Here is a 19,400-nt window from a genome sequence, read left to right as displayed (position 1 = left end):
ACGGCCCGTGCGGCCGGCACTGCATGTCATGTCCATTAAATTGAAAGTTGAAATCACGGTCTGGTTCTTGCCTATTATGAGCGGGTGTCGAATGAACGCGATCAACGGCGGCGACGGCATTCGTGGACGAGCGTCAGCGGTCGGAATGCGCCACGCTCTCACAAGGGGAAGCGGTCCCATGCTGGAATTGCATCGTGTGCGGCTCTACGCCCGGAGCGGCCAGGGCGGCGTATCTGCGGTGGTGATCCTGGGTGCGGACAATGCCTGCGAGGTTGCGACCCGGCTGGATGAGCCGGCGACGACGGCCGTTGCCGTGACCCCCTCGCTCAAGGCCGATGCCCGGCTCGACGTCTGGCGCGACGGCATGCGCCAGGAGGTGGACGGACCCGGCCTGCTGGCGGCCGCCCATGTTCTGCTCGGCCGCGACGGCCGCGGCCCGATCCGTTTCGAGACCGGCGGCCGGGTGATCCCGGTGCTGCGCGAGGCCGATGGCCGGCTGCGCTATCGTGCGACGCTCTCTCATGAAATCGTCGGCCATTTCGACGGGGCCGAAGTTCTGTCGGCCCTGGGCGTGCCGCCGATGCGGGTGCCGGGCGACATGCCCTTCGGGCTGGCCGCGACCCGCCGCCGCATCCTGCTGGTGCCGATCGAGGATGCCGCCACGCTCGGCGCCATCCGCCCCGCCTTCACCCGCCTTGCCGCCTGGAGCGCCGCCCACGAGCAGGCGCCGGTGCTGGCCTATGCGCCGGCCCATGGCGAGATGGGCGGGGCCGATTTCATCGCGCGCCTTTTCGACCCGCTGGCCGGGCGCACCGAAGAAACCCCCGGCCCCGAAGCCGTGGCGGCCCTGGTCGGCACCCTGGCCCGCCGGGGCCTGGCCGGTGGCCTGCGCCCGGTTGCCGTGGCGCAGGGCCGGTTCAACGCCCCGGTGGTGGCCCTGCAGGCCCGGGCGGAACTGGTCGTCTCCGAAACCGGTGCCGCCAGCCGTTCCGGCGTGAAAGTCTGGGTCGGCGGCGAGGTGCGTCATTTCGGCTTCGCCGCCATGGACGGGCTGGGCATTGCCGGCGCCGGGCTGGGTGATCTCAAGCTGGGCGCCTGACGGCGTCTGTCCGATAAAGCGGGTCTTCCGGGTAAAATCCCGGATAAGTGAGCCATCAGAACGTCGCGTCGACGGCGAATCCGGGATATAAGGCAAGGCCTTCCACATCTCTCCAGCCGGATTTCGCCCGAGAGGATGACCTTGTCCCGACATGATGTGAGTTCCGCAGGCGCACAGGCGCCGGATCGTCTCAGGACCGCGGGACGCATGATTGCGCTGATCTTGCCCCTGTTGATGATCCTGGGGCCGGGGCCGGCCGATGTGGGCGCCTCGTTGATTGCGCTTCTGTTCCTTGTCCATGTCGTCGTCGATCGGGACAGGGTTGCGCTTCAGGCGTGGTGGTTCCGGCTGGCGCTCGTCCTTTGGGTGTTCATGCTGGCGACGGCGCCCTTCGCGCTGGCCAGCGTGTCGGAAGCTTTCGGGCGCGCGGCCACCTTTCTCAGATTCCCGATGCTTGCCGCGGCACTCGGATTCTGGTTGCTGACCGAACCGAAATGGCGCGACCGCTATATGGCGGTTCTGCTGGCGATCGTTCTGTTCAGCGCCGTCTGGGCGCTGGTGGAATGGTACTGGGTGACCAGGGTGGTCCAGAGCTATTCGCACCCGCTGCGGCTGACCGGCCCGTTCGATGACCGCAAGGTCGGCATCTTCCTCACCAAGACGATGTTCCCCTGCCTTGGCTTCGCCCTTGCCTGGGCCGCAGCGGGATCCCTGCGGCGGCTGTTCCCGGTGGGTGTCGGGCTGCTTCTGGTGCTGCTTGCCATCTTCCTGTCGGGCGAACGGAGCGCCTTTCTGCTGGCAGGGCTTGGTCTGCTGATCATGGCTCTGATCGTACCCGTGCCAGCTATCCGCCGGTTCATGCGGTACGGGCTTCTGGTCGCAGTTCTCGGCGCGGCGGCAGGCTACCTCGCCTTCCCTGCAAGCTTCGACCGCCAGGTCGGCTCGACGCTTGGAACGTTGTCGCGTCTGTCCACGACGTCCTATGGTCTGCTCTGGCAATCCGGTGTTGAAGTTGGCGAACTGTCGCCCGTAGTCGGTGCCGGCGGGAAAAATTTCCGGGATGTCTGCCCCGAAATCCGGTCTCCCAACATCAAATTGCAGGGCGCCGACTATTCTGAATATCTCGAATTCTGCTCGACCCATCCGCATAATGCATATGTCGAGATGTTCGCTGAGCACGGGATCATAGGGCTCGTCATCTTCCTGGCGTTGATCGGTGGTTTTGTCGCGGCATGTCTGCCGCAGCGCATGGATCCGGTGGCCGTGGGAGCCGGGCTCGGCATCCTGCTGATTCTCTGGCCGGCCGTTCCGCATGGCAGCTTCTTCAACAACTGGAATGGTGTGGTTTTCTGGTCGCTGGTCGGATTGATGGTGAGCCGGGTGGCTCTCCCGCGGCCGTCGCGCGCAGGCTGACCCTCGGGAGCCGCTCCGGCTTGCATCCCCTCCGCCGCTTGCGGAATAGTAGCTGCGCGGGAGAGTACCTATTGGCACCGGACGGGGTGCGTATCGGGGGTGACATGAGGCTGGGCAGGGTGAAGGGGCGTGGGGTGCAGACGGCACTCCGCAGGGCGGTCGTGATCGGCCTGGCGGCCATGATGCCGGCTGGTGCGGCCTGGGCCTGGACGCCGCCGCAGGGCTTCGCCACCGCTGCCCATGCCTGGGAAACCGGCGACTATGCCACCGCCCGCAGCCTGTTCGGCCGGCTGGCGGAGGCCGGCGAGGTCCGTGCCGCCTTTTACCTGGGGGTGATGGCGGAACAGGGGCAGGGCGGCGACGCAGATCCGGCGGCGGCTGCCACCTGGTATGGCCGCGCCGCCGATGCCGGCGATGCCCGTGCCGCCTTCAACCTGGCCCGCCTGCTGGACCAGGGTGCAGGCCCGGCTCTGCCGGCAGATCCGGCGCGGGCGGCGATGCTGTATGAACAGGCGGCGCGTGCCGGCATCGTCGCCGCCGATACCGGCCTTGCCCTGATGCAGCTCGACGGCCGTGCCGCCGGGGGCGATGCCGCCGCGGCGCGGGCCCGCCTGCTGCGCGCGGCGCGGGCCGGCGACGGGGCCGCCGATCACGCCCTGGCGCTGCGTGCGCTTGCGGGGGATCCGCCGGACATGGTGGAAGCGGTGGCCCGATGCCGCCGTGCCGTCGCGCGCGGATATGCGCCGGCGCGCGCCCTGCTCGATCAGCTGTCGGCGGCCGCGGATCCCGGGCTTCTGCAAGCTGCGACCGCGCGGGAGCCGGTGCTCGACACGCCGGGAAACTGAGACCGGCGCCATGTGGCGCGCCCTACACCTGATGCGGGTGTCGTCGTGGACGCTGACCGCGCCCCGGTCTTCTGCTAGCCTTGTTTTGCGGGTGGCCGGGGGGACCCATGGTCACCGCATCGGGCAGTATGATGACGTGGCGGTATGGTGGCGGACGAGAGCGCATCGGAAGTTCTGATCATCGAAGACGACGCCCTTCTGGCCCGCCTTTACGCGGAACAGCTTCGTGGCGCCGGCATTCCTGCCGTGGCCGTGGGGACGGCGGCAGCCGCTTTCGAGCGGATCGCGGCGACGCCGCCGGCGCTGGTGCTGCTGGATCTCAGCCTGCCGGACGCCAACGGGCTCGACATTCTGGCCGATCTGCGCCGCCGCGGCGGCTGCGACGTGGTGGTGGTGACGGCCCATGGCTCGGTGAACGTGGCGGTCGAGGCGATGCGCGCCGGCGCCCACGACTTCCTGGTGAAGCCTTTCCCGCCCGAGCGCCTGGTGGTGACGGTGCGCAACGCGCTGGCGCTGGGCACGCTTACCCGGCTGGTCGACAGCATCGGCGAGCGCGAGGCCTATTGCGGCATGATCGGCCGGTCGCTGGTCATGCAGGGCATCTACCGCATCATCGAAGGGGCGGCACAAAGCCGCGCCTCGGTCTTCATCACCGGCGAGAGCGGCACGGGCAAGGAGCTGGCGGCCGAGGCGCTGCATGCCCGCAGCCCGCGCGCCCGCGGGCCCTTCGTCGCGCTCAACTGCGCCGCCATCCCGCGCGATCTGATGGAAAGCGAGATCTTCGGCCATGTGCGCGGCGCCTTCACCGGTGCCCATACCGACCGCGAGGGTGCTGCGACCCGTGCCCATGGCGGCACGCTGTTTCTGGACGAAGTCTGTGAGATGGACCTGGCGCTGCAGAGCAAGCTGCTGCGCTTCCTGCAGACGGGCGCCTTCCAGAAGGTGGGCTCGGGCGTGACGGAGCGGGTCGATATCCGCATCGTGTCCGCCACCAATCGCGACCCGCTGGTGGAGGTGGAGGCCGGCCGCTTCCGCGAGGATCTGTACTATCGTCTGCATGTGGTGCCGATCCACCTGCCGCCGCTGCGCCAGCGCGGCGACGACGTGCGTCTGATCGCCCGCCATCTTCTGGACGATCTGGCGGCCCTGGAAGGCAAGGGCTTCCGCCGGATCGACGCGGCGGCCGAGGCGGCGCTCGCGGCCTATCGCTGGCCCGGCAATATCCGTCAGCTTTACAACGTGCTTCACGGTGCCGTCGTGCTGAATGACGGCGAGGTTCTCACCCTCGACATGCTGCCCGCCCAGCTGCGCGAGGCCGAGGCGATGTCGCTCAGGCCCACAACGACGGGCGCGCCGCCGCCCGAGCTGGATTTCGAACCGGTTGCGGATGACGAGATGGACGGGATCGGTGACCCGGGCGAGCCGGAGATCGCCGCCATCTATGGCACAGAGGGCGAGATCCGGCCGCTCTGGCAGGTGGAGCGGATGGCGATCGAACGCGCGATCGATCTTTGTGGCGGCAACGTGCCCCGCGCCGCCGCCCTGCTCGGCATCAGCGCCTCGACCATCTATCGCAAGCGTCAGGCCTGGTCGGAGACGCCGACCGATCACTGATCCGGCCGCCGTCAGCTGCCGCGCAGCCCGGTCAGGCAGCGCGGACGGCCGAGTGCGGCCCCGCTCGCCCGGGCGAAGGCATGGGCGGTGCGCATCGCCCCGGCGGCCGCCAGGACCATCGCGCCGGCAAGCCCGGCCGCGGTGGTGGCGTTCTCGCTGCCGGCCGCGGCACCGATCGCCGTGGTGGGGTCCAGGCGCGGCGCCGCCGGCAGGGGGCGCACAGCCGCTGCCCCCGATGACGGGCGGCCGAACGGATCCCCGTCCTGCACGGGCAGGCAGATCACCTGGGCAATTTCGGCGAAAAGCGTGCAGGCAAGCTCGGCCATCCCTCCCGAGACACGCGGGTCGAGCACCGGCCCCGCCAGTTCCAGATCCAGCCGGCGCTGACCGCTCGCGATCATGCGCGCGGCGATCCGGTCGATCTGGGCCGTCGCCGCATCGGCAAAGGCTGCCGGCTGCGGCGTGGCGAGGCGGTCGGCGGTCGCGTTCAGCACGCGGGCGACGACCCGGGGGGCGATGCCCGCATCATGAAGCCCGGGCCGCGGCCGGGGCGCGCCATTGCCGAGGGCGGCGATGCGCGAGCCGATGGCGGCCAGACCCGAGATGAGGCCGAGGGCCGAAAGCGTGGGGGCCACTCCGTATTCGCGCGGCAGCGGCAGCCGCCAGACGGCATCCAGACCGGAAGCGACGGGGCTGGCACCGGCATCGGCCACCAGCATGGTCACCGACCGCGCGCCGCCCTGGCGCAGCCGGCGCGGCAGATCCGTCCCGCCGGCCAGATCGGCCGGGTCCGGCAGGATGATCGCCAGATCGACCGGCAGATAGGGGCGGGCGCCGTCTTCGATCGGCCGGACCAGCACCTCCAGCCCATAGCAGCGTCGCCAGAGATCCGCGGCTGCGGCGGCGGCCGGCATCAGCGGGGCGGCGGCGCTGAAGGCGATGCGGCCATGGATGCCGGCTGCCGCCGACACCGGCAGCGGTGCCGCGTCCGGCGCGGTCAGCCCGGCCCCCAGGCGCACCGCGCGGGCCAGATGGTCCAGATCATGTGCGGTGAGATCGCGGCCGGCAGCCGGCATCGGCGGCACATCGGCCGGCCGGGCGGCCGGGCCGATGCGGCGGGCGATCACCCGGCCGCAGGCATCGGCGACCCGCACCCGATCGGCCGAAAGGGTGGCGACATCGCCGGGCCGGAGCCCCACCGACACCGGATCCGCCCCGCTCAGCAGGCGTTCGTCGCTGGCGACCAGGCCGGTGTGATCGCCGGCGGCGAAGCACAGCGCCGTCTCGCCGCGGGCGACGAACATCCGGCGCGGATCCTCGTCGATCAGCAGGGTGAAGGACATGTCGCCGCCGGTGCGGTCCATCAGCCGGCGCAGCGCCAGCTCGGTATCCTGGCCGGGCCGGTCCAGATCGGCCAGCAGCGCCGCCAGGGCGATGTTGCGGCGCAGATCGGCGGGGGTCGGTTCCACCGCGCCGTCGCCCAGGCCCAGCCGGCAGATCGCGGGCGCGGGGCCCACGATACCCAGCGTCGCCTGGCCCAGACGGATCAGCCGCGCATCGGGGCGGGCGACATCCGGGCGTGTGACGAGCTGATCGGGAAGCTCGGGCCCGATCGCCGCCAGACCTGCGGCGGCACCATGGGTCGCGAACATACGGGTGTCACGCCGCACGATGCGTGCCGGGTCCAGCTTGTCCAGTGCAGAATGCAAACGGTCACCGACCGGTTTGCCGTTCAGAATGCCGATCAGCGCGCTCATGGGGGGTCTCGCTCGAAAATGGGGCGAACCATCTGGTTCGGTTGCCCCTCTTCTGGCAAACCCCGTGCCATGCCGCCGGCATATCACTGCGCAATCAGCTTGAAAATCCGGTCAGTTTCCGGTTGTGACAACACGCCAAAGCGTGCCGCCGGTATCGTCGGCGATCAGCAGGGCACCGGCGCGGTCTACCGCCACTCCGGCCGGTCTGCCCCATACCTGCGCAGGACTTCCACGCCCGCCGTCATCGCGACGGAAACCCGAGGCGAAAACCTCGTAGACCCCGTCATCCGCCGGTGTGCCGTCGGCATCGAAGGGCACGAAGGCCACGACATAGCCGCGGGGCTCTGCCGCATTCCAGGACCCGCGCAGGGCGACAAAGGCACCGCCACTGTATCGTTCCGGGAACATTGTGCCATCGTAGAACGTCAGTCCGATCGGTGCAGAATGCGCCTGAAAACGCAAATCGGGGGTGATCAGCCGGGCCAGCCGGCCTTCGTCCTGCCCCTCCAGCCCGGGCTGGACCACCGGGTCGCCGCCGGCACCGGGCCAGCCATAGGGCCAGCCGTAGAAGCCGTCCTCGCGGACCCGGGTCAGATAGTCGGGCACCAGATCGTCGCCCAGCCCGTCGCGTTCGTTGACCACGGTCCACAAGGCGCCGGTCTTGGGATGGATCGCCATCCCCACCGGATTGCGCAGCCCTGTGGCGAAGCTGTGGCCGCCATCGCCCGGCCCGTCGAAGCGTCGGATGGTCGCCCGGGGCTCGGGCTCCACCCCCACATTCCCGCGGGAGCCGATGGAGACCCAGAAGCCCTCCCCCTCGGGATCGAGCTGAAGACCGCGGGTCCAGTGGCCGCCGGCGCTGCCCAGCGCATCCGGCGGGGTCATGGCTTCGGGATCGGCGGTGATGCGGGTGTCGCCGGGGGTATAGGGCCAGCGCCAGACGCCGTTGGTGTCCGACACCCAGATCGTGCCCTCGCGGAAGCCGATCCCGTGCGGGCGGGCCAGGCCGTCGATCAGGGTTTCGCGGACCTCCGCCCGACCGTCGCCATCCGCGTCGCGCAGCAGGGTGATCTTGCCCGCCCGGCTTTCCGCCAGCAGGACATCGCCGTTGGCGGCGACCGCCATCACCCGGGGATGCGCCAGCCCCTCGGCGAAAAGCGTGGCGCGGAAGCCGTCGGGGACGCGCAGGCCGGCGCCCTTTGGCCGGTCGACGGTCTGTGGCGAATTGGCCGGGCTCGGGGCATTGCCCGGGGCCGGCAGGCGGTCGGCATCGACCCTGAGCCGGGTGCCGGGCGCCGGATCGGTTGCAGCTGCGGGGCCTGCCGGGCCGAGGCTGAAGCCAAGGCCAAGGCCAAGCGCAAGAACAGCCGGGGCGATGGGAATGGCGGCGGTCATGACGTCTCCCTCGTCTCGGGGGCCGCCTGCCGCCGCCCGTTGATCAGGCCTCGGCTGCAGCGGCATAGCGGGCCAGGCCCGCGTCCAGATCGGCGATCAGATCGGCCGGGTCTTCCAGCCCGGCATGGATGCGCAGCAGTGGTCCGCGGCCGGTCCAGCGGTCGCGGGTGGCGGTGCGGGCCCGGCGCGGATCGACCGGCAGGATCAGGCTTTCATAGCCGCCCCAGGAAAAGCCCATCTTGAACAGGGCCATGTGGTCGACCATCGCCGCGATCCGGTCGCGGCTGCCCGGCTGAAGCTCTACCGCGAACAGGCCGCTCGACCCCTGGAAGTCGCGCAGGAAGGCCTCGTGGCCCGGGCAGCCGGGCAGGGCGGGATGCAGCACCTGACGCACCATGTCGTGCGCGGCCAGGTGCCGGGCAAGGGCCAGGCCGGTTTCGCGGTGCCGTGCCATGCGCACCGACAGGGTGCGCAGCCCGCGCAGCGCCAGATAGCAGTCGTCCGGTCCCGGAGGGGCGCCGATCTCGCTCGCCGCCCGGCGCAGCGCCGGAAAGGCCTCTTCGGTGGCCGACAGCACGCCCATCATGGCATCGGAATGGCCGACCAGATATTTGGTCCCGGCCTCCATCACCACGTCGACCCCCATGGCGAGCGGCTTCAGATAGAGCGGCGTCGCCCAGGAATTGTCGAGCGCGGTGCGCACGCCGGCGGCTTTGGCCACGGCGATCATCGCCGGCAGATCGGCCACTTCGAAGGTGAGCGAGCCCGGCGCCTCCAGCATCAGCAGCTTCGTGTTCGGCCGGAAATGATCGGCGACCGCCGCCCCCGCCATCGGGTCGACATAGGTGACCTCGACGCCGTATCGGCCGAGGAACTGGTCGGCCAGCGCCCGGGTGGGCTCGTAGACGTTGTCGAGCACGACCACGTGATCGCCGGCGCCGGTGAAGGCGGTGAGCATGGCCAGGATCGCCGTCTTGCCCGAGGCGAGCGCGATGCCCCGCGCCCCACCCGACAGTTCGGCATAGGCATCTTCCAGCGCATGGGTGATCGGCGTGCCGTAGCGCCCGTAATAAACCCCGCGGGTGGGGTCGACCGCGGCCTTCACCAGCGCGTCGAGTGTGGGAAACAGCACGGTCGAGGCGTGATGCACCGGCGGATTGACGATGCCGTGATTGGCGAAGGGGTCGCGCCCGACATGAACGATCCGGGTGTCGATCCCGTGGGGATCTTCGTTCCTGTGTGCCCCTGCCGCGTCGGGACGCGTCTCGTCGGACATGGTTCCGGCTCTCCTCGATCCGTGCATTCGGCGCGCCCTTGCGCCGTCGGGCGCATTTCAACGCGCGCAGCCGCCGCTGGCAACCCGGCTCGGCAAGGGCAGGGCGCACGCTTGCATGACGATTGACCGGTGTGCTACCAACGAACAGGGGAAGATGTGGAGCTTTCAGGAACGCGTCCGGGGGGGCGCGCTCCGCGGATCCGGCGGGAGGGCCGCAGGACAACCGTGCTCCGCTCGAAACGACGCAGGTCGGACGGACGTTTTGCATCGCGGGCCCTGGGGGGCCGCATGTGGGCGTCCGGAGTCCGCCGATCAGGCGGCATCGGCCTGCAGATGAGGGGCTTTGCGATACACATGTCGATCAAGACCTTCGTGGCCGCGCTTGCGGCTACCGTCGCCGTCGCGGCGCTTGGCGCGCCCGCCCATGCCGGCGCGACGCTGGACGCGATCAAGAAGAACGGCACGCTGCGCTGCGGCGTGAACACCGGTCTGCCGGGTTTCTCGGCGCCGGACAGCACCGGCCGCTGGAGCGGCATGGACGCCGACTTCTGCCGTGCGGTCGCGGCCACCATCCTCGGCGACGCGGAAAAGGTCCAGTTCGTGCCGCTGTCGGCCCAGGCGCGCTTTACCGCGCTGCAGTCGGGTGAAATCGATCTTCTGTCGCGCAACAGCACCAACACGCTGACCCGCGACGCCTCGCTCGGCCTGTTCTTCGTCGGCACCTGGTTCTATGACGGTCAGGGCTTCCTGATCACCAAGGCCGCCGGCGTCAGCAGCGCCAAGCAGCTGGACGGCGCCACCGTCTGCGTCCAGTCGGGCACCACCACCGAGCTCAACCTCACCGACTACTTCCGTGCCCATGGCATGAAGCTGCAGCCGGTGGTGTTCGAAAGCTTCGAGGAATCCTACAAGGCCTATTTCTCGGGCCGTTGCGACGCCTATACCACCGACATCTCGGGTCTGGCGGCGCTGCGTTCGGTGAACGCGCCCAATCCGGACGACCACATCATCCTGCCCGAGGCGATCTCGAAGGAGCCGCTGGCACCGGCGGTGCGCCGCGGTGACGACGAGTACTTCACCATCGTGAAGTGGGTCCGCAACGCCCTGGTCGAGGCCGAGGAATACGGCATTTCGTCGAAGAATGTCGACGAGATGAAGGCCTCGTCCGAGAACCCGGTCGTGCGCCGCATCCTGGGCGCCTCGCCCGGCATGGGCCAGACGCTGGGCCTGGACGACGAGTGGGCCTATCGCCCGATCAAGCAGGTCGGCAATTACGGCGAGATCTTCTCGCGCAATGTCGGCCCCGAAAGCCCGCTGAAGCTGGAGCGCGGCCTGAACGCGCAGTGGAGCGACGGCGGCGTGCTGTACTCCGACCCGATCCGCTGATCGCCTGCATGGTGGCGCCGGCGACCGCCGAGGGCCGGCGACCCAACGGGTCTGAGGGGGGCGTGATCGGCTGATCACGGCCCCCTCGGCCGTCTCGGGCTGCTGTTCGTGATGTGCCACCGGTGGACCCCGGCCGCCGTGACGCATCCGCGACGAGCGAAGGGCTTCCAGAGCCGATGACCGACACCAGCCGCCGTCCGGGCACCTCCGCCCCGGGCGGCACGCCGCCCCGTCGTTCGATGCTGAACGACGCTGGCGTGCGTGCGGTGTTGTTCCAGATCATCGCCATGGCAATCGTGATTGCCATCGGCTGGTATCTGGTGGGCAACACCCTGCACAATCTCGCCACCCGCAACATCCAGACCGGCTTCGACTATCTGAGCCGCGAGGCCGGGTTTGCGATCGGCGAATCCCTCATTCCGTACAATGCGACCGACACCTATGCCCGTGCCCTTTGGGTGGGCGTGGTCAACACGCTGAAGGTGTCGCTGATCGGCATCGTGTTCGCGATGCTGATCGGCGTGGTGATCGGCGTCGCCCGCCTGTCGAGCAACTGGCTGCTCGCCAAGCTGGCGACGATCTATGTCGAGACGCTGCGCAACATCCCGGTGCTGCTGCAGCTGTTCTTCTGGTACGGGCTGATCACCGAGGTTCTGCCCGCACCGCGCCAGGCGCTGCAGCCGATCGAGGGCGTGTTCCTCAGCAATCGCGGCTTCAAGATGCCGGCCCCGGCCGACCATCCCGCCTGGTGGGGCGCGCTGATCGCGCTCATCGTCGCGATCCTGGCCGTGCGCCTGCTGCTGGCCCGGGCCCGCAGGATCCAGGCGGCGACCGGCGACCGGCCGAAGACGCTGATCCCCTCTCTCGCCCTGCTGATCGGCCTGCCGGTCGCGGTCTGGGCGGTGATGGGCGCGCCGCTTGCGCTCGACATGCCGGAACTGCGCGGCTTCAACTTCCAGGGCGGGCTTTCGGTCTCGCCGGAATTTGCCGCACTCACCCTTGGCCTCACCCTCTATACCGCCGCCTTCATCGCCGAAACCGTGCGGTCGGGCATTCAGGCGGTGGGCAAGGGCCAGTGGGAAGCGGCGGCGGCGCTGGGGCTGAAGCCCGGCGTCACCATGCGGCTGATCATCCTGCCGCAGGCCCTGCGCGTGATCGTGCCGCCGACCACCAGCCAGTTCCTGAACCTGACCAAGAACAGCTCGCTCGCGGTCGCGATCGGCTATCCGGACATCGTGTCGGTGGCCAATACGACCCTGAACCAGACCGGTCAGGCCATCGAGAACATCGCCCTGATCATGCTGGCCTACCTGACGGTCAGCCTGTCGATCTCGGCGTTCATGAACTGGTACAACAAGCGCATCGCGCTGGTGGAGCGCTAGGCCGATGACCGCTCAGACCATACCGGAAAAGACGGCCGTAGAACGGCCGCCCGCGGCGACGGTGGGACCCATCGCCTGGATCCGCGGCAATCTGTTCAACACCTGGTACAACGCGCTGATCACCGTCGCCATCGCCTGGGCGCTGATTTCGTGGCTGCCGGGGCTGATAAACTGGGCCTTCATCGATGCGGTCTGGGGCCGTGCTGCGCCCGAGGCCTGCAAGGCGGCGGAAGGGGCCTGCTGGGCCTTCATCCGCGAGAAATACCGCCTGATCCTGTTCGGCACCTATCCTTACGAGGAACAGTGGCGGCCGCTGGCCTCCATCCTGATCTTCGTGACCCTGGTCGCCGCCAGCGGCTACCGGAAGTTCTGGAGCCGGAAGCTGGTCTATGTGTGGGTCGCGGCGATCACCCTGATCTGCCTGCTGATGTGGGGCGGCGTCTTCGGCCTGCCGCTGGTCGAGACCCGGCTCTGGGGCGGTCTGATGATCACCCTGGTGCTGTCGGTCTTCGGCTGCGGCATCGCCTTCCCGATCGCGGTGCTGCTGGCGCTGGGGCGCCGGTCGAACCTGCCGATCATCAAGGCACTGTCGGTGACCTATATCGAGCTGATCCGCGGCGTGCCGCTGGTGACGCTGCTGTTCATGGCCTCGGTCATGATCCCGCTCTTCCTGCCGGAAGGGCTCAACATCAACAAACTGCTGCGGGCCCAGATCGCGATCATCATGTTCGCGGCCGCCTATCTGGCCGAGGTGGTGCGCGGCGGTCTGCAGGCCATCCCCAAGGGGCAGTACGAAGCGGCCGATGCGCTCGGCCTCGGCTACTGGCAGAAGATGCGGCTGATCATTCTGCCGCAGGCGCTGAAGATCAGCATTCCGTCGACCGTGAATTCGTTCCTGTCGACGCTGAAGGACACCTCGCTGGTGGTCATCATCGGCATCTTCGACCTGATGCTGGCGACCCGTGCGGCGCTGAACGACGCGCCCTGGCGGACCTATTTCGCCGAGGCCTATGTCTTCGCGGCGCTGGTCTACTTCGTCTTCTGCTTCGCGATCTCGCGCTACAGCCAGTGGCTGGAGCGGTATCTGGGTCGCGGTGCCCATCGTTGAGGGAAGGATCGATCCGATGACCAATCAGACCGACATGGCCGCCGGCGAGATGCCCGAGGCCACCGGGCCGCGGGTCGCCTCCGCCCGCGGTGCCGACACCATCATCCGGCTGGACCAGGTCAACAAGTGGTACGGCCAGTTCCACGTGCTGCGCGACATCAATCTTGATGTCGCGCGTGGCGAGCGCATCGTCATCTGCGGGCCGTCCGGCTCGGGCAAATCGACGATGATCCGCTGCATCAACCGACTGGAGGAACACCAGAAGGGCAGCATCGTCGTCAACGGCGTGGAGCTGAGCAACGACGTCAAGGCGGTGGAGAACATCCGCCGCGAGGTCGGCATGGTGTTCCAGCACTTCAACCTGTTCCCGCATCTGACGGTGCTGGAGAACCTGACCCTGGCGCCGCTCTGGGTCCACAAGGTGCCGCGCAAGGAAGCCGAGGCGACGGCGATGTCCTATCTGGAGCGCGTGCGGATTCCGGATCAGGCCAATAAGTATCCGGGCCAGCTGTCGGGCGGTCAGCAGCAGCGTGTGGCGATCGCGCGCTCGCTGTGCACCAACCCCAAGGTCATGCTCTTCGACGAGCCGACCTCGGCGCTGGACCCCGAGATGATCAAGGAAGTGCTCGACGTGATGATCGAGCTGGCCGAGACCGGCATGACCATGCTCTGCGTGACCCATGAAATGGGTTTCGCCCGCACGGTCGCCGACCGGGTGATCTTCATGGATCGCGGCGAGATCGTGGAAGAGAACGTGCCCGAGGAATTCTTCCTCAACCCGCAGAACGACCGGACCAAGGCCTTCCTGGGGCAGATCCTCCATCACTGAGCGATCTGCACCCTGTGGGTGTCGTCCGACCCCCGGTCCATCCAGGGCCGGGGGTTTCTCTTTGACCGGCGCGCAGTCCCCGGCCCTTGATCAGACCTCTGGCTTCGGGCGATACTCTTGCCATGCGCGCCATGGTTGATGACAGGCCGGCCGAGCCCGGCATGGCTGCCGAAGGTTCCCCGCTTTCGGGCAGCTTCACCTCCGGACGGTTCGATCCCGGTTCCGGCCCGGTTCTTCATGTCCAGTCCTGGCCCGGCGGCGATCCGGCCGGCCGGCCCCTGCTGATGACCCATGGCACCGGCTATTGCGGCGCGACGCTGGAGCCGGTGGCGCTGAAGCTTTCGGCCCATGCCTCGGGCGTGTGGAGCTATGACCGTCGCGGCCATGGGGCGTCGGGCCGCACCCCCGGCGATTACGGGTTCCGGGCCTTCGCGCTGGATCTGATCGCGCTGGCCGATGCCATGGGCTGGCGCGGGATCGACGTGCTGGCCCATTCGGCCGGGGCCACCGACGTGCTGCTGGCGGCCGCACTCCGGCCCGAGCTGTTCCGGCGGATGGTGGTGATCGAGCCCACGATTTCCGAACCGGGCGCCGGAGAGGAGCCCGAGCCCGAAGGCTGGGCCTTCGGCCGTGGCCTGGTGGAGGGCGCCGGCCGGCGCAAGCCGCGCTTCACCGACCGCGAGACCGCACGGGCGCGCTTCGCCTCGCGCCCACCCTTCGACGTGGTGACGCCGGCGGCGCTGGATCTTTATCTGGACTGGGGGTTCCGCCGCGACGGCGCCGAACTGGTGCTGGCCTGCGAGCCGGAAACCGAGGCCGACATTCTGGGGCCGATCGCGCGCGCCATGGGCAATGCCAATAGCGGCGACCCGGCGGGCGACCCCTTCCTGCTGCTGCACGACCAGCATGTGCCGGTGCTGGTGGCCAAGACCGCCCGGTCGCATCCGGTGTTTCAGAACATGTCGGCGATCGCGGCCCGGCACATGCCGGGCACCCGCGATTTCGTCACGCTCGACACCGCCCATCTGGCGCCGATGGAAGCGCCGGACCAGGTGGTCGATCTGGCCCGCCCCTTCCTTTACGGCTGACGGCACCCGGAATGACGGGTCAGGCGGCGAGCAGCCCGGCCAGGCGCTCGCCCGCGATCAGCGCCCCGCCCATGTCCCAGTCGCCGCCGCCATCGGCCACGAACAGCCCGGCGCGGCCGGGCACGGCCTGGGCCATGGCGGCGGCATCCGGCGCCTGACCGGCCACCCGCCACATGCGGGTCAACAGCTGCCCGGCCGTGTCGGGCAGGATGGCGGTAACCCGGGCGGCGGCGGCCGCGATTTCGTCGGGCGACAGCGGGGCGGCCGGGGCGGCCGCGCGGGCCGCAGCACCCGAGGCGGAGGTCGCGACCGACCCGTCTTCGTGCAGGGCAACCAGCCAGCCGCCGTCGCCGGTGCCGCGCAGCACCGCCCGGCCGTCTTCGGCCAGCATCACATCGCTGGGCCGGCTGCGGCAGGTTTCGGGGGTGATCCGGTCGGGGCGAAGCTTCAGGCGCAGCGACACCGCCGGGCGGACCGGCAGATCGGCTTTCAGCCAGCTGCCGGCCGTGTCGCGGGCGGGGCCGGCGGCGATCGCCATCAGCCGGCCGGCAATGCCATAGCCTGGGGCGCAGGCGACGCGGAACCCGGCTTCGGTTTCCTCGGCCCCGATCGCGGCCACACCCTCGCGCAGATCCACGCCCCGTTCCCGGGCGCGACGGCTGAGCGTTTCGGCGAAGAGGCCGGGGGCCAGAACGCCCAGGCCTTCGGGCAGGGTATCGGCCGCGCCTTCGGGCACCGTCGCCGTGGTCACCAGGGCCGCGGCTTCGTCCGCACCCAGCAGACGGGCAAGGGCGGCGCGGCCCTCGGTGCCGATCAGCCCGCAGATGCCGTCCAGATCGCGGCCGGCACCGGCGGTCGCTTCCAGCACCGTGACCCGGAAGGCCTGCCGGCGCAGCCCGATCGCGGCCGCAAGGCCGACCACCCCGCCGCCGACGATGACGACGTCGCAATCCACCAGCCGGCTCATCCTGCACGCTCCGTGATGTCGTTGACCTGTCCCCGTCCGGCCGCGGCCAGCATGCCCAGCGGCACGGGCATGGCCGGGCTTTCGCCCTGGCTGGTGCCGAGGCCGGCGAGCGGCAGGGCGCCGAGAGCGGCGATCAGCTCGGCCAGAACGCCGGCCCGGCCCAGGCCGCCGGCGCGGGCCAGGTCGACGCCCAGCACCGCCGCGGCCCGGCCCAGCCGGTCCAGGCGATGGCGCGCCGCCACCTGCTTCAGCCGGCCCAGCGTCAGCCCGCTTGCCGGATCGATCGGGGCGTCGTCGTCCTGGGCCAGAACCCAGCCGGTGGGGTAGGGATGGTCGACCGCGATCTCGGCCCCGGTGCGCCGGTCGTGCGAGAGCAGCGGCGTCATCCGCGCCAGTTCGATCCGGGCGTCTGCAATACCCAGATCCGAGGCGACGGCAAGACCGGCCGCGGCACCCAGCCGGTCGGCGACCGCCGGGCGCGGATGGGGGCCGGCCTCGCCCGCGACATACAGCCCCGGACAATCGGGCACGCGGCCTTCGGCATCCAGCTGGGGCAGAAAGGCCCGGCGGTCGGGATCGAACCCCAGCGCCACGCCGGCCGAGGCGAGCAGGCGGTGATCGGCGATCATGCCATGGCCGACACCCACGGTGTCGCAGACGATGTCGCGGGTCTCTCCGCGGCCGTCGGTGGCGATGATCCGCTCGACATGGCCGTCGCCTTCCACCCTGAGACGGGTGATGCCGGTCAGCACCGGCACGTCGCGGCCGACCAGGCGCAGCCAGCGGCCGAGCCCGGTGCCCGGGCGGCCGCTTTCGGTGCCGATCGGGCCGCGCTGCCAGGGATCGGGATCCAGATCGATCACCGCGGTCAGCCGGCGGCCGGCGCGCACCAGCCGGTCGGCGACCTCGTAGAGGCCGGGGCCGCCGCCGATCAGCACCGGGCGCTGGCCGATGGCGGTGCTGCCGGCCTGTTCGGGGGCGCGGTAGAGCGTGCCCAGATCGGTGACGCCGGAAAGCTGGCCGCCGGGCAGCGGGATCGGCCGGGTCTCGGCACCGGTGGCGAGCACCAGACGGTCGAAGGCGAGGCGCGAAATGCCGTCGCGTCCGGCCAGCAGCACCGCGCCATCCTCGATCGCCCAGGCGACATGGCCGGTGATCAGGCGCACGGCGCTGCGGATGCGGGCGGCGCGGCCGCGGAAGCGTAGAAAATCGACATCGCCGGCGGGGGAGCCGGCATCGGCTTCCGAGGCGCCGACGAAGGCGCGGCCGCCCCAGTCGTCGGCCGGCGCAACCACGATCGGCTGCAGGCCGTGGGCGAGCAGTTTTTCGGTGGCGGCCAGACCGGCGGGGCCGGCACCGACCACCATCACCCGGCGGCCCGCCGGGGCGGGACCGGTCTGGAAGGTTTCGCCGATGGTCATGTCGGAGCCTCCCCCACCGGGCCGGGCACGATGTTGGACAGATCCGTCCCCTCGGTCAGCAGGCCGCCGGTGCCGGCATTGCGGCCGCGATCGCTGCCGGTCAGGGCCAGATCGGCCGGCATGGGGCTGCGTTCCTGCCGGAACACGCCGAAGCCGCCGCGCTGATAGGTCTGCATGGCCTTGGGGTGGTCCAGATTGGAGCAGCGCGCCCAGAGCCGTGTCGGATGATAGCTCCAGGCGATGTCCACCACCTGGTCGAGCAGGAAGCCGCGGAAGCTGCGGCCGACATATTCAGGCATGAGTCCGTGATACGCGATTTCGATGGAATCGTCCTCGGCCCGACGGTCGAGTTCGGCGAAGCCCGCAGGCACGCCGGCAACGTAGAGCACGAAGATCTCGATCTTCTCGTCGGCGAGAATGTGGCCGATGGCCTCGTCGTCAAGGCCCAGGCGTTCGGGGCGAAGCAGGTTTGCCCGGGCGCCGGCATGCAGATAGCGGTAGAAATGGACCGGCATGTTCCAGGCCCGGAGCAGGGCATACTGCCCCGAGGGCAGCTTGCCACGTCCATGGCGGTCCGGCGGCGAGGTCATTTCGAAGTAGGTGACGACAAGTTCCGTCATCGACGCTTTCTCCACGCGCGGTGGCGACCATCGCCCCGCGACCCGGTCAGGCCAGCCGTCAGGCCGGGTCGGCCGGACGGGTGGTATCGGAAGCCGCAGGTTCCGCCGGCCCGTGCGGGCGCCGGAACGAAGACGGACCGCCGCAGGCCGGATGCGGCCTGCGGTCGGTGGCAGCGTGAGCGGGGGACACGAGCACCGGCACCGGCGGCGGCTTCGCCCGCCGGTCCCGTGGTTCCTGCGGCCGGCACCATGCGGTCAGCCGGTGCGGTGCCGATCTGCACCCTTATGGTCCGGACGGCGATCACCGTTCGATCGGCAGGCTTTCGTCCGACCCCCAATCGGCCCAGGACCCGTCATAGACCGGCACGTCGCGCTTGCCCAGCAGATACATGGCAAGCGCCAGCATGCCGGCGGTGACGCCCGATCCGCACATGGCGATCACCGGCTTCGACGGATCGATGCCCGCCGCCAGGATCCGCGCCTCCAGCCGTTCGGCATCCAGCACCGTGCCCGACATGGGGTCGAGCAGGTCGGTATAGGGCAGGTTCAGCGCGCCGGGCACATGGCCCGCCCGCACGCCCGGCCGCGGCTCGGGCGCCTCGCCGCGGAAGCGGTCGGCCGGGCGCATGTCGACCAGCTGGGTGCGGCCGTCGCCGGTGGCGCGGGCCACCTGATGGCGGTCCTTCACCAGCAGGTTGTTGACCCGGGCGGTGAAATGCCGTTCCCGCGGCGGTTCGGGGCGTTCCTCGACCACCGGTCGGCCCTCGGCCAGCCATTTCGGCAGGCCGCCATCCAGCACCGCGACATCGTCATGGCCGAAGACGCGGAACATCCCCCAGGCGCGGGCGGCGCTGCGCAGGCCGATCGCGTCATAGACGACGATCTTCACGCCGTCGCCCAGGCCCAGCCGGCGGACCCGCGACGAGAACTTCTCGGGCGCGGGCAGCATATGCGGCAGATGGCTGGTGGTATCGGCGATCTCGTCGATGTCGAAGAACACCGCACCGGGGATGCGCAGCTTCGCATGCTCGGCACGCGGATCGCGGCCCTCCTGCGGGAAAAACCAGGACGCATCGACGACGCGCACATCGGGCGCATCGAGGTGGTCGGCGAGCCAGGCGGTGCTGACCAGGGCGTCGGGCTTGGCGTAGGGCATCGGGGGCAGCGTCCTCCGTGGTTCTTCCCGGGCCGGATCGGTCG

The 19,400-nt window shown here is 69.9% G+C and carries 16 protein-coding genes; 9 read left to right on the top strand and 7 right to left on the bottom strand.

Going from position 1 to position 19,400, the window contains the following annotated elements; all coding sequences use genetic code 11:
* The first annotated feature begins 178 nt into the window (after positions 1–178).
* The 4 genes from CMO28_RS17925 (at position 179) to CMO28_RS17910 (ending at position 4,971) form a co-directional block, all read left to right on the top strand.
* Positions 179–1,099, top strand: coding sequence for a hypothetical protein (locus CMO28_RS17925; RefSeq protein WP_296715651.1), 921 nt, complete (start codon positions 179–181; stop codon positions 1,097–1,099).
* Between the two features lie 207 nt (positions 1,100–1,306).
* On the top strand, positions 1,307–2,512 hold the full coding sequence (locus tag CMO28_RS17920; protein WP_296715650.1) for an O-antigen ligase family protein: 1,206 nt from the start codon (positions 1,307–1,309) through the stop codon (positions 2,510–2,512).
* A 134-nt stretch (positions 2,513–2,646) separates the two neighbouring features.
* On the top strand, positions 2,647–3,357 hold the full coding sequence (locus CMO28_RS17915) for a hypothetical protein (RefSeq protein ID WP_296715649.1): 711 nt from the start codon (positions 2,647–2,649) through the stop codon (positions 3,355–3,357).
* Between the two features lie 144 nt (positions 3,358–3,501).
* Positions 3,502–4,971, top strand: coding sequence for a sigma-54-dependent transcriptional regulator (locus CMO28_RS17910; RefSeq protein ID WP_062767493.1), 1,470 nt, complete (start codon positions 3,502–3,504; stop codon positions 4,969–4,971).
* 11 nt (positions 4,972–4,982) lie between these two features.
* On the opposite strand, the gene CMO28_RS17905 is transcribed toward CMO28_RS17910, so the two are convergent.
* The 3 genes from CMO28_RS17905 to metC all read right to left on the bottom strand — a co-directional run bounded on the left by CMO28_RS17905 (position 4,983) and on the right by metC (position 9,399).
* Positions 4,983–6,728 (bottom strand): hypothetical protein, encoded by a 1,746-nt coding sequence (locus CMO28_RS17905; RefSeq protein ID WP_296715648.1) that lies wholly within the window; start codon positions 6,726–6,728, stop codon positions 4,983–4,985.
* A gap of 111 nt (positions 6,729–6,839) precedes the next feature.
* Complete coding sequence (locus CMO28_RS17900; RefSeq protein WP_296715647.1) at positions 6,840–8,123, bottom strand: PQQ-dependent sugar dehydrogenase; 1,284 nt, start codon at positions 8,121–8,123, stop codon at positions 6,840–6,842.
* Between the two features lie 43 nt (positions 8,124–8,166).
* Entirely contained in the window at positions 8,167–9,399 is a 1,233-nt protein-coding gene (gene metC / locus CMO28_RS17895; protein WP_296715646.1) for a cystathionine beta-lyase, read from the bottom strand.
* 354 nt (positions 9,400–9,753) lie between these two features.
* On the opposite strand from metC, the gene CMO28_RS17890 reads away from it, so the two are divergent.
* The 5 genes from CMO28_RS17890 (at position 9,754) to CMO28_RS17870 (ending at position 15,192) form a co-directional block, all read left to right on the top strand.
* Positions 9,754–10,785: an amino acid ABC transporter substrate-binding protein gene (locus CMO28_RS17890; RefSeq protein ID WP_062767487.1), complete on the top strand. Its 1,032-nt coding sequence runs from the start codon at positions 9,754–9,756 to the stop codon at positions 10,783–10,785.
* A gap of 176 nt (positions 10,786–10,961) precedes the next feature.
* Positions 10,962–12,167, top strand: a complete 1,206-nt coding sequence (locus CMO28_RS17885) for an amino acid ABC transporter permease (RefSeq protein ID WP_062767485.1) — start codon at positions 10,962–10,964, stop codon at positions 12,165–12,167.
* Between the two features lie 4 nt (positions 12,168–12,171).
* A complete protein-coding gene (locus tag CMO28_RS17880) occupies positions 12,172–13,275 on the top strand; it encodes an amino acid ABC transporter permease (protein ID WP_062767483.1) in 1,104 nt (367 codons plus the stop codon).
* 49 nt (positions 13,276–13,324) lie between these two features.
* Positions 13,325–14,104, top strand: a complete 780-nt coding sequence (locus CMO28_RS17875) for an amino acid ABC transporter ATP-binding protein (protein ID WP_296715664.1) — start codon at positions 13,325–13,327, stop codon at positions 14,102–14,104.
* A 122-nt stretch (positions 14,105–14,226) separates the two neighbouring features.
* A complete protein-coding gene (locus CMO28_RS17870) occupies positions 14,227–15,192 on the top strand; it encodes an alpha/beta fold hydrolase (protein WP_296715645.1) in 966 nt (321 codons plus the stop codon).
* A gap of 19 nt (positions 15,193–15,211) precedes the next feature.
* Here the strand turns inward: CMO28_RS17870 and CMO28_RS17865 are convergent, their stop codons facing one another.
* The 4 genes from CMO28_RS17865 to sseA all read right to left on the bottom strand — a co-directional run bounded on the left by CMO28_RS17865 (position 15,212) and on the right by sseA (position 19,356).
* The gene (locus CMO28_RS17865; protein WP_062767480.1) at positions 15,212–16,159 is read right to left on the bottom strand and encodes an NAD(P)/FAD-dependent oxidoreductase; all 948 of its coding nucleotides are present in this window, start codon (positions 16,157–16,159) and stop codon (positions 15,212–15,214) included.
* Positions 16,156–17,580, bottom strand: coding sequence for an FAD-dependent oxidoreductase (locus CMO28_RS17860; protein WP_296715644.1), 1,425 nt, complete (start codon positions 17,578–17,580; stop codon positions 16,156–16,158). Before CMO28_RS17860 ends, CMO28_RS17865 begins: the two co-directional genes overlap by 4 nt.
* Positions 17,577–18,200: a hypothetical protein gene (locus CMO28_RS17855; protein ID WP_062767476.1), complete on the bottom strand. Its 624-nt coding sequence runs from the start codon at positions 18,198–18,200 to the stop codon at positions 17,577–17,579. Before CMO28_RS17855 ends, CMO28_RS17860 begins: the two co-directional genes overlap by 4 nt.
* Positions 18,201–18,501: 301 nt before the next feature.
* Positions 18,502–19,356 carry a 3-mercaptopyruvate sulfurtransferase gene (sseA, locus tag CMO28_RS17850; RefSeq protein ID WP_296715643.1) on the bottom strand — a complete coding sequence of 285 codons (855 nt, stop codon included), beginning with the start codon at positions 19,354–19,356 and terminating at the stop codon, positions 18,502–18,504.
* Positions 19,357–19,400 lie beyond the last annotated feature (44 nt).

Source organism: Tistrella sp. (assembly GCF_002684955.1).
Taxonomy (GTDB): Bacteria; Pseudomonadota; Alphaproteobacteria; order Tistrellales; family Tistrellaceae; genus Tistrella; species Tistrella mobilis.
The sequence above is the reverse complement of the archived record's forward strand: the minus strand, read 5'-3'. Positions and strand labels throughout refer to the sequence as shown.

Excerpts from the sequence above, each read along its gene's own strand:
- CMO28_RS17885 (WP_062767485.1), top strand. The coding sequence starts at position 10,962 with ATGACCGACACCAGCCGCCGTCCGGGCACCTCCGCCCCGGGCGGCACG.
- CMO28_RS17870 (WP_296715645.1), top strand. The coding sequence starts at position 14,227 with ATGCGCGCCATGGTTGATGACAGGCCGGCCGAGCCCGGCATGGCTGCC.
- CMO28_RS17925 (WP_296715651.1), top strand. The coding sequence starts at position 179 with ATGCTGGAATTGCATCGTGTGCGGCTCTACGCCCGGAGCGGCCAGGGC.
- CMO28_RS17905 (WP_296715648.1), bottom strand. The coding sequence starts at position 6,728 with ATGAGCGCGCTGATCGGCATTCTGAACGGCAAACCGGTCGGTGACCGT.
- CMO28_RS17860 (WP_296715644.1), bottom strand. The coding sequence starts at position 17,580 with ATGACCATCGGCGAAACCTTCCAGACCGGTCCCGCCCCGGCGGGCCGC.
- CMO28_RS17920 (WP_296715650.1), top strand. The coding sequence starts at position 1,307 with ATGATTGCGCTGATCTTGCCCCTGTTGATGATCCTGGGGCCGGGGCCG.
- CMO28_RS17890 (WP_062767487.1), top strand. The coding sequence starts at position 9,754 with ATGTCGATCAAGACCTTCGTGGCCGCGCTTGCGGCTACCGTCGCCGTC.
- metC (WP_296715646.1), bottom strand. The coding sequence starts at position 9,399 with ATGTCCGACGAGACGCGTCCCGACGCGGCAGGGGCACACAGGAACGAA.
- CMO28_RS17855 (WP_062767476.1), bottom strand. The coding sequence starts at position 18,200 with ATGACGGAACTTGTCGTCACCTACTTCGAAATGACCTCGCCGCCGGAC.
- CMO28_RS17875 (WP_296715664.1), top strand. The coding sequence starts at position 13,325 with ATGCCCGAGGCCACCGGGCCGCGGGTCGCCTCCGCCCGCGGTGCCGAC.
- CMO28_RS17910 (WP_062767493.1), top strand. The coding sequence starts at position 3,502 with ATGGTGGCGGACGAGAGCGCATCGGAAGTTCTGATCATCGAAGACGAC.
- sseA (WP_296715643.1), bottom strand. The coding sequence starts at position 19,356 with ATGCCCTACGCCAAGCCCGACGCCCTGGTCAGCACCGCCTGGCTCGCC.
- CMO28_RS17880 (WP_062767483.1), top strand. The coding sequence starts at position 12,172 with ATGACCGCTCAGACCATACCGGAAAAGACGGCCGTAGAACGGCCGCCC.
- CMO28_RS17900 (WP_296715647.1), bottom strand. The coding sequence starts at position 8,123 with ATGACCGCCGCCATTCCCATCGCCCCGGCTGTTCTTGCGCTTGGCCTT.
- CMO28_RS17865 (WP_062767480.1), bottom strand. The coding sequence starts at position 16,159 with ATGAGCCGGCTGGTGGATTGCGACGTCGTCATCGTCGGCGGCGGGGTG.